The following is an 8,557-nucleotide window of genomic DNA, read 5'->3' on the forward strand; positions in this document are numbered from 1 at the left end:
GGGCGTAACCCGCCCAACTCTCGTCCTGGCAAAGGTCGCCGCTGAGCAGCAGCAGATCGGCGGCAGGGGCCTGGATCCAGGCCTGCTCAAGGGCCCGCTCAAAGCAGGCCCAGGGCTGGCGACCCCGCCACAAACCATGGGCGGCGGCCAAAAGGTGGGGATCGCTGAGCTGAATGAGGCGCATCGGCCTAAGTTGGCCCCTCTTCGCAGCGGCGGCCATGGCAGCAATTCCCCCAGGCAAGCGCCAGCGCTGCAGCCTCTGTCAAGTTGAGATTCAGGGCATGGCCGGCGGCAAGGACTTGGTGCACTTCAGCCAGGGAGCCCCGGGCAGCCGCGCCAAGCTCTGGGCCCGGGTATGCCAGTACCTGCGCACCGACGAGCAGAAGTGCCAGTGCCTGAACCAGGACACCAGCCAGCTGGGCACCGTCCAGCCCAGCGACTTCTTCGCCGAGGCCCCGGTGATCGAGATCCCTCCCGTCGGCGGCATGGGGCCTGGAACGGGCAATCCCCTAGGGTGATTGCTTGCCCGGCGGGCAATCCCAAAGGCTCCGGTTCAGTTTCAGGCTGAATACGGGCTGCCTGAGGGCAGTTACAAAACTGCAAAAGCCGGCGGGCCCCCGCCCCCAGCTTCCCTGCACCGTTGCCCCATCCCCTGCTGCCCGAACTCGAGCGCCTGGCCCAACTGGCCACGGCTGCTGCAGGTTTCGAGCTGAAGGGCGTTCACCTGTTCACCCACCGGATTCCCATGACGGTGCAGGTGCTTGTGCAGCGGGCCGATGGCAGTGACATCAGCCTCGATGAGTGCGCCTCCCTGAGTGCACCGCTTGGGGAGGCGATCGAAGCGGCCGAATGGCTAGGCGATGCCTATGTTCTGGAGGTCAGCAGCCCTGGCGTCAGCGACAATCTTCACGACGACCGCGACTTCCGCAGTTTCCGCGGATTTCCGATTGAGGTGATCTGTCGGGACGACCAGGGCCTAGAGGTGCGGCGCGAAGGGCTCCTGCTGGAGCGCGACGCAAAGGATCTGCACCTCAACGTCCGCGGCCGCACCCAGCTCATCCCAAGGGACGCGGTGATCAGGGTTTCCCTGGTCACCCCAGCCCAGCCCACCTGAACGCTCCCTGACCATTTCTCACCCCTGATCCATGGCCCTGGTTCTGCTCCCCGGTCTGAACAACCTGATCGAGGACATCAGCGAAGAGAAGAAGCTGCCGCCCCCCGTGGTGGAGGCCGCCCTGCGGGAAGCCCTGCTCAAGGGCTACGAGCGCTATCGCCGCACCCTTTACCTGGGGATCAGCGAAGACCCCTTCGAGGAGGACTACTTCTCCAACTTTGATGTGGGCCTCGACCTCGAGGAGGAGGGCTATCGCGTGCTGGCCTCCAAGATCATCGTGGAGGAGGTGGAGAGTGAAGACCACCAGATTTCCCTGGCTGAGGTGCAACAGGTCACCGATGACGCCCAGATCGGCGACACGGTGGTGCTCGATGTCACCCCGGAAAAGGACGACTTCGGGCGCATGGCCGCCGCCACCACCAAGCAGGTGCTGGCCCAGAAGCTGCGCGACCAACAGCGGCGCATGATTCAAGAAGAATTCGCCGACCTAGAAGACCCGGTGCTCACGGCCCGGGTGATTCGCTTCGAGCGACAGAGCGTGATCATGGCTGTCAGCAGTGGCCTGGGCCGGCCCGAGGTGGAGGCCGAGCTGCCCCGCCGCGACCAGCTACCAAACGACAACTATCGGGCCAACGCCACCTTCAAGGTTTTCCTCAAGGAGGTGAGTGAGGTTTCGCGGCGCGGCCCCCAGCTGTTTGTCAGCCGCTCCAACGCCGGCCTGGTGGTGTATTTGTTCGAGAACGAGGTGCCCGAGATCCAGGAGGGCTCGGTGCGAATCGTGGCCGTAGCCCGAGAAGCCAATCCGCCCTCCCGCTCGGTCGGACCCCGCACCAAGGTGGCCGTCGATTCGGTGGAACGGGAGGTGGATCCGGTGGGCGCCTGCATCGGTGCCCGGGGCTCCCGCATCCAGCAGGTGGTCAACGAGTTGCGCGGAGAAAAGATCGACGTGATTCGCTGGTCGCCCGATCCTGGCCAGTACATCGCCAACTCCCTCAGCCCGGCCAGGGTCGAGATGGTGCGCCTGGTCGACCCGGAGGGGCAGCACGCCCATGTGCTGGTGCCCCATGACCAGCTCAGCCTGGCGATCGGCCGCGAGGGCCAGAACGTGCGCCTGGCCGCCCGACTCACCGGCTGGAAGCTCGACATCAAGAACGCCAGCGAGTACGACCAGGCCGCTGAAGACGCGGTGGTATCCGAACTGATCTCCCAGCGCCAGGAGGAGGAGGCCCTTCAGGCTGAAGCCGAAGCCCGGCTGGAAGTGGAGCAGGCCGCCCGGGCCGAGGAAGATGCCCGCCTGCGGGAGCTCTACCCCCTGCCAGAAGACGAGGAGGACTTCACCGAGGAGGCCGTTGCCGACCCTGACGAGGGCGGAACCCGGTGACTCGCAGTCCGGTGTTGCGGCGCTGCGTCGCCTGCCGCAAGTTGCTGGATAGGGAGCAGCTCTGGCGGGTGATCCGGCTGGCTGAGGGGGGTATCTGCTTGGATCAGGGCATGGGCCGTTCGGCCTATCTCTGCCCCAATCAGGAGTGCCTCGAAGAGGCGAAACGGCGCAAGCGTCTGCAACGGGCCCTGCGCTGCCAGGTTGCGGATTCCATCGTTGCAAGCCTCGAAAGGCGCCTGACACCCGGCGCTGATCTCGCCTTTAAGGCAAGATGACAATTGGCCGGAGCGTACCTGCGGCCTGGTGTGCCCCTCGGCCCCGCTTGGCGGCCCTTGGGCCCCGTCCCATGGAGACCTGAATGACCAGCAGCGGCAAAGTAAGAATTTATGAGCTTTCCCGGGATCTCGGCCTGGAGAACAAGGACGTGCTCGACGCCGCCGAGAAGCTGGGGGTTGCTGCCAAGAGCCACAGCAGCTCGATCAGCGACGACGAAGCTTCCCGCATCCGCTCCCTGATCAAGACCGGCAGCAACGGCAGCCCCTCGAAACCCGCTCCAGCTCTGGCTGCAGCCGCTCCGAAAGCAATTCTCTCGGTCAAGAAGGCCGAGAGTGCTGGTGCCGCCCCCATGGCAGCCAAACCCGCCCTGCCGCCCCCGGCCCGGCCCTTGGTGGGACCGCCCGTCACCAAGCAGCCCGTCACCAAGCCTCCTGTTCTGGTAAGCAAACCCCCTGCTCCGGTCAGCAAGCCGGCCCCTGCCAGCAAGCCCCCTGCTCTGGTCAGCAAGCCGGCCCCGGCCAGCAAGCCTCCTGCCCTGGTCAGCAAACCGGCCCTGGTCACCAAGCCCCCTGGCCCAGCCAGCAAACCCTCGATCGCGCCGATCAAGCCGGTTGTTATTGCCTCCAAGCCGGCCCGACCCAGCAGCCCAGCGCCGGCCAGACCGGCCCAAACCACACCAGTCCTCAGCAGTCGCAAACCGGAATTACCGGTGCGCCCCGGCGGCGGCACCACCAGCAGCCGGCCCGCACCGCCGGCTGGCCGGGCCCCCCTGAGCCAGCGGCCGGCTGCACCGCAGCGGTCGGGAGTTCCCGCACCCACCCGGCCTGGTCAGGCCGGCATGGCGGGGCGCCCCGGCCCGACTCCCCTGGAGCTCGTCGGCAAGCCGATCCGGCGCGACAGTCGCGATATCACCGGGCCCGCAGCACCCGATCGCCCAGCCGCTCCTGGTAGACCCGGCATGCCCGCCGGCATGCGCAAACCGATGGCGCCGGGCGAGCTGATGCAGCTCCAGAAGCCATCCGGCCGGCCTACCGCGCCGCCGCCGCGACGGCCGGGAGATCGCAGCGAAGCTGGCGCAGCCCCTAGCCCCGGCAGTACGGACCTGGTGCGTCCCAACGCCAGCCCAGCCGCTCCGGCAGCTCCGAGGCGGCCTGGTTTCCGCCCCCCCACGGCTCCAGGGGCCGCCGGCAAACCCCGCCGCCCCGACTGGGACGACAGCGCCAAGCTGGAAGCCCTGCGCAGCCGCACGCCGCAGAAGCAGCGCACCAAGGTGCACATCATCGGCGAAAACGATGATGCGCTCACCGCCGAAACCGGCGGTTACGCCGGCGAACAGGAAGCCTTCATCCTGCAGGCCAGCCTGGCGCGCCCCGCCAAGCCCCGCACTGCCGCTGCCCCCGCCGCCAAACCGATGGCGGCGATGCGCAAGCGCAAGAAGGAGACCACCCGCCAGCGCCAGCGGCGCCGCGCCATGGAACTGCGCTCCTCCCGTGAGGCCAAGGCAGTGCGGCCGGAGATGCTGATCGTGCCCGAGGGCAACCTGACGGTGCAGGAGCTGGCTGAGAAACTCGGGGTGGAGAGCTCCGAGATCATCAAGAGCCTGTTCTTCAAGGGGATCATCGCCACGGTCACCCAGAGCCTGGATCTCTCCACCATTGAGGCAGTGGCCGAGGAATTCGGCGTGCCGGTGCTCGAAGACGACGTCGAAGAGGCCGCCGCCAAGACGGTGGAGATGATCGAGGAGAGCGACCTGGCCCACCTGATCCGTCGCCCTCCCGTGGTGACGGTGATGGGCCACGTCGACCATGGCAAAACAAGCCTGCTTGATGCCATCCGCAAAACCCGCGTGGCCGCTGGCGAAGCCGGGGGCATCACCCAGCACATCGGTGCTTACCAGGTGCAGATTCCCCACGGCGGAGAACAGCGCAAGATCACCTTCCTGGATACACCGGGCCACGAGGCCTTCACCGCCATGCGGGCCCGCGGCACCAAGGTGACCGACGTGGCGGTGTTGGTGGTGGCCGCCGATGACGGCGTCCGGCCCCAAACCCTGGAGGCGATCAGCCACGCCCGCGCGGCCAAGGTGCCGATCGTGGTGGCGATCAACAAGATCGACAAGGAGGGGGCCTCCCCCGATCGGGTGAAGCAGGAGCTCTCGGGGCTCGAACTGGTGGCTGAAGACTGGGGCGGCAACACCGTGATGGTGCCGGTGAGCGCCCTCAAGGGTGTGAACGTCGACAAGTTGCTGGAGATGATCCTGCTGGTGACGGAGGTGGAAGACCTCAAGGCCAACCCGGATCGCATGGCCCGCGGCACCGTGATCGAGGCCCACCTGGACAAGGCCAAGGGTCCGGTGGCCACCCTGCTGGTGCAGAACGGCACCCTGCGGGCTGGGGATGTGCTGGCGGCGGGGCCCGTACTCGGCAAGGTGCGGGCCATGGTTGACGACGGCGGCAAACGGGTCAAGGAGGCCGGCCCCTCCTATGCGGTTGAGGCCCTGGGCTTCAGCGAAGTGCCCACCGCCGGCGACGAGTTTGAGGTCTATCCCGACGAGAAGACCGCCCGCTCGGTGGTGGGTGACCGGGCCAGCGAAGCCCGCGCCACCCGTCTGGCCCAGCAGATGGCTTCCCGCCGGGTCTCCCTGGCCTCAATGTCGGGCCAGGCCAGCGAGGGCGAGCTCAAGGAGCTCAACCTGATCCTCAAGGCCGACGTCCAGGGTTCGGTGGAAGCAATCCTTGGCTCCCTCGAACGACTGCCCCAGGGCGAAGTGCAGGTGCGGGTGCTGCTCTCGGCTCCGGGCGAGATCACCGAAACCGACGTCGACCTGGCGGCCGCCTCCGGTGCGGTGATCGTGGGCTTCAATACCTCGATGGCGCCAGGCGCCAAGCGGGCCGCCGATGCCACCGGCGTCGATGTGCGCGACTACGACGTGATCTACAAGCTGCTGGAAGACATCCAGCTGGCCATGGAAGGCCTGCTGGAGCCGGAGCTAGTGGAGGAGTCCCTCGGCGAAGCCGAGGTGCGGGCCGTGTTCAGCATCGGCCGCAGCGCGGTGGCGGGTTGTTACGTCACCAGCGGCAAGTTGCAACGCAACTGCAAGGTGCGGGTTTGGCGCGGCAAGGAGAAGGTGTTCGAGGGCGACCTCGACTCCCTGCGCCGCAACAAAGACGACGTCAAGGAAGTGGCCACCGGCTTCGAGTGCGGCATCGGCACCGATCGCTACACGGGCTGGCAGGAAGGCGATCGGGTGGAGGCCTACAAGCTGGTCACCCAGCGCCGCACCCTCAGCACCTGAGCGCGGTGAACGCCCGCAGCGAGCCCCTGCTCTGGCTCCAGCTCGTGGCCCTCGGGGCCATTCCGCTGGAGCTGCTGGGGCTGCTGCTGCTGCTGGCCGGTGCCGATCCGGGCCCCTTGCCAAGTCTGGAGCGGCTGCTGGCCTGGGCCATCGGCGTGCTGGGGCCGGCGATCCTGCTCTGGCAGCGGCCTGCCGACGTCTGCTCCCTGCTGCTGGTGCAGGTGCCGGTGCGGGGTCGCAGCGAAGCCCAGCTCCAGCTCGCGGCCCTGCAAAGCCCCCTGCCGGCCAGGCTGGCCATGCTGCTGGGGGCCGCTGCCCTACTGCCTCTCTTCTGGTGGCTTGATCAGCACGCCGCCCTGGCCGCGCCCCTCTCCCCACTGACGGCCAGCCCACGCTTTGTCGCTCTGCTGCTGGCCTGCCCGCTGCTGGCCCTGGTCCTGTGGCAGTTGCAGGAGCTGGTCCAGGCGATCGCGCTGCTGGGCCGCAAGCCTGACCCACTGGCTAGCTACCCACCTATGACCCGTGCAGAGTTGGACTCCCAGCGGCTCTGCCTGGGGCTGCCCCTGCTGCTGCTTGAGCCACTCCAGGTGGCAGCTGGCAACTCAGCTGCCGCCTCAGCTGGCCCCTCAGCTGCCGGCTCGGTTGCGATCCAGCCAGAGGAGGCTGCCGAACAAGCCGAGGGCACCGACCTGGATCAGGAGATCGGCTGAGGCCACCTCGGCGCCGCTCGCCGCTCGCATGGCCATCGTTGCCAACCCAACTGCCCCTGAGGCCGCCAGGGCCAGCCACAGCCCCCTGCGCAGGCCTCGCCAGGGAGTGCGCACTTCCTGGAGGAGCCGGGCACGCAAGGCAGGGTCAATCGGGTCAGAATTTGGTCCCATCTTCAGGCAGGCAGTGGGGCAAGGCGGTAGGGCAAGCAGTGGGGCAAGCTGGTCAATGCTAATTTCATTGGGGCGCCGGTGTAGCTCAGGGGTAGAGCAACTGATTCGTAATCAGTAGGTCGTCGGTTCAAATCCGATCACCGGCTTTTTGGTCTCAATCATCAGCCAAAGAGCTGATTTGGGGCTCGTAAAAGTATCCGTCTCCTGTAGGTGCCTGGGATACGACCACACAGCGACTTGCCACCCGCCAGAGCGCGGCATGAATTGCTGTGGGGTCATGGCGCACCAGTGCCGGAAACTGCTGCTTCAACAGGGCTGTGGCCTGCCAGGCGTTGTAGTGGGGAATGCGGGAGTTGACGTGGTGGCACACATGGGTTGAACCAATCCCATGGTGCAGAAAGTTCAACAGGGGCCCGTAGGGACGATCCACAGTCTGAAGAGCACCCTTCGCCCAGGTCCAGTCGCCCGAAGAAAAATGGGGAATATCTGTATCACTGTGCTGCAGCCAAGTATAGGCAACCAGCCAGGCATTGACCACCAGATACGGGAGCCCATAGACGCACAAAACCCGCAAAAAAGAATAATTAACTGAAGCCAGCACCAGCACTAAAAGCATGGCCAGCAAGCCCAGGTTCGATAGCAGCATCAGCTTCCGAACGGAATCCGGAAACAGCTGCTTTTTGCCCTTGTTAAAAGGCAATAAATTCCAGAAATGGGAGGTAGGAGCTCCATAATCTGCGCCCCCTGTAACTCCAAAAAGTAAATAGAGCGGCCACCCCACCAGCAGGTGGAAGATCAGGGCGTAGACGCCGTACAGTTCCGGCCCAATCCGACTGAGCACCCCTTTAAGCAACCTGCCCTCGGGCGAATTGGAACGGGGAGGCACATGGGTTTCACCCGCTTCGAGGTGATTGCAATTGGCGTGGTGCACCGCATGGCTCCGCTGCCAGCTGAAGTAGGGAACCAGCAGCAGGCTGTGGAGCACAAAGCCCACCGCCGTTTCCACCCGGGGGTTGGGGTGAAAGGCGCGGTGGCCGCACTCATGGGCAAGCACCCAGCAACCGCCCGCCACAGTGCCTGTCACCGCGGCATAGAGCAGCCAGAGGGGCGCAGCGCTTAGCCGGAGGGGTATCTGGGTGCCCACGCCGTAGGCAAGGAGGGTCAGACCTAGAGACATGGCCAGACTCCCCCAGGCCTTGACGGGGTCAATGGTCAGCAGGGAGGCGGGAAGGCAGGCCAGCAATTGCGCCTTGCTGGGATAGGCAGTGGGCGTCGAGGAACGATGGGACTGGGATTGGGAGAGGAGGAATTCAGACGACTTCAAGGACGCTGCCACATAACAAGGGGAGACGAATCACGCTGAAAGGATTCCCCCAAACCCTAGGAATAGGGGCCCTCAAGCCGCGACTGATTGGCTGTTGCCGAGCCAACAAAAAGCCCCCTCTTGCGAGGGGGCCGGGGGGATTCCGTTTATGAGTTGGCCTTAGCCAGGCTGTTAAGCCTTAGCCGATAGCAGGTGCGGTCAGTGCCACAGGGGTGGCAGTGGCAGCAGCCAGGTCAAGCGGGAAGTTGTGAGCGTTGCGCTCGTGCATCACTTCCATACCCAGACC

The 8,557-nt window shown here is 65.9% G+C and carries 8 protein-coding genes, 1 tRNA gene and 1 pseudogene; 7 read left to right on the top strand and 3 right to left on the bottom strand.

The annotated features are described in order from the left end of the window. Positions 1-184, bottom strand: a pseudogene (locus tag KBZ07_RS12285) (3',5'-cyclic-nucleotide phosphodiesterase); the annotation flags it as partial. A 34-nt stretch (positions 185-218) separates the two neighbouring features. Here KBZ07_RS12285 and KBZ07_RS12290 point away from each other — a divergent pair. From KBZ07_RS12290 to KBZ07_RS12315, 6 genes are all read left to right on the top strand, one after another. Beyond that, complete coding sequence (locus tag KBZ07_RS12290) at positions 219-518, top strand: hypothetical protein (protein ID WP_254931885.1); 300 nt, start codon at positions 219-221, stop codon at positions 516-518. 122 nt (positions 519-640) lie between these two features. Next, positions 641-1,114 (top strand): ribosome maturation factor RimP, encoded by a 474-nt coding sequence (rimP, locus tag KBZ07_RS12295; protein ID WP_254931886.1) that lies wholly within the window; start codon positions 641-643, stop codon positions 1,112-1,114. Between the two features lie 31 nt (positions 1,115-1,145). After that, complete coding sequence (nusA, locus tag KBZ07_RS12300) at positions 1,146-2,495, top strand: transcription termination factor NusA (RefSeq protein WP_254931887.1); 1,350 nt, start codon at positions 1,146-1,148, stop codon at positions 2,493-2,495. Continuing rightward, a complete protein-coding gene (locus tag KBZ07_RS12305; protein WP_197151498.1) occupies positions 2,492-2,770 on the top strand; it encodes a YlxR family protein in 279 nt (92 codons plus the stop codon). Before nusA ends, KBZ07_RS12305 begins: the two co-directional genes overlap by 4 nt. A gap of 83 nt (positions 2,771-2,853) precedes the next feature. Then, complete coding sequence (gene infB / locus KBZ07_RS12310; RefSeq protein WP_254931888.1) at positions 2,854-6,066, top strand: translation initiation factor IF-2; 3,213 nt, start codon at positions 2,854-2,856, stop codon at positions 6,064-6,066. A 5-nt stretch (positions 6,067-6,071) separates the two neighbouring features. Beyond that, positions 6,072-6,776, top strand: coding sequence for a low-complexity tail membrane protein (locus KBZ07_RS12315; protein WP_254931889.1), 705 nt, complete (start codon positions 6,072-6,074; stop codon positions 6,774-6,776). Here the strand turns inward: KBZ07_RS12315 and KBZ07_RS12320 are convergent. Next, positions 6,693-6,947, bottom strand: coding sequence for a DUF3493 domain-containing protein (locus KBZ07_RS12320; RefSeq protein ID WP_197151501.1), 255 nt, complete (start codon positions 6,945-6,947; stop codon positions 6,693-6,695). The genes KBZ07_RS12315 and KBZ07_RS12320 overlap by 84 nt on opposite strands. Positions 6,948-7,021: 74 nt before the next feature. On the opposite strand from KBZ07_RS12320, the gene KBZ07_RS12325 reads away from it, so the two are divergent. Then, positions 7,022-7,093, top strand: a tRNA-Thr gene (locus tag KBZ07_RS12325). 8 nt (positions 7,094-7,101) lie between these two features. On the opposite strand, the gene KBZ07_RS12330 is transcribed toward KBZ07_RS12325, so the two are convergent. After that, a complete protein-coding gene (locus KBZ07_RS12330) occupies positions 7,102-8,124 on the bottom strand; it encodes a fatty acid desaturase (protein WP_254931890.1) in 1,023 nt (340 codons plus the stop codon). Positions 8,125-8,557 lie beyond the last annotated feature (433 nt).

Source organism: Cyanobium sp. BA20m-14 (genome assembly GCF_024346295.1).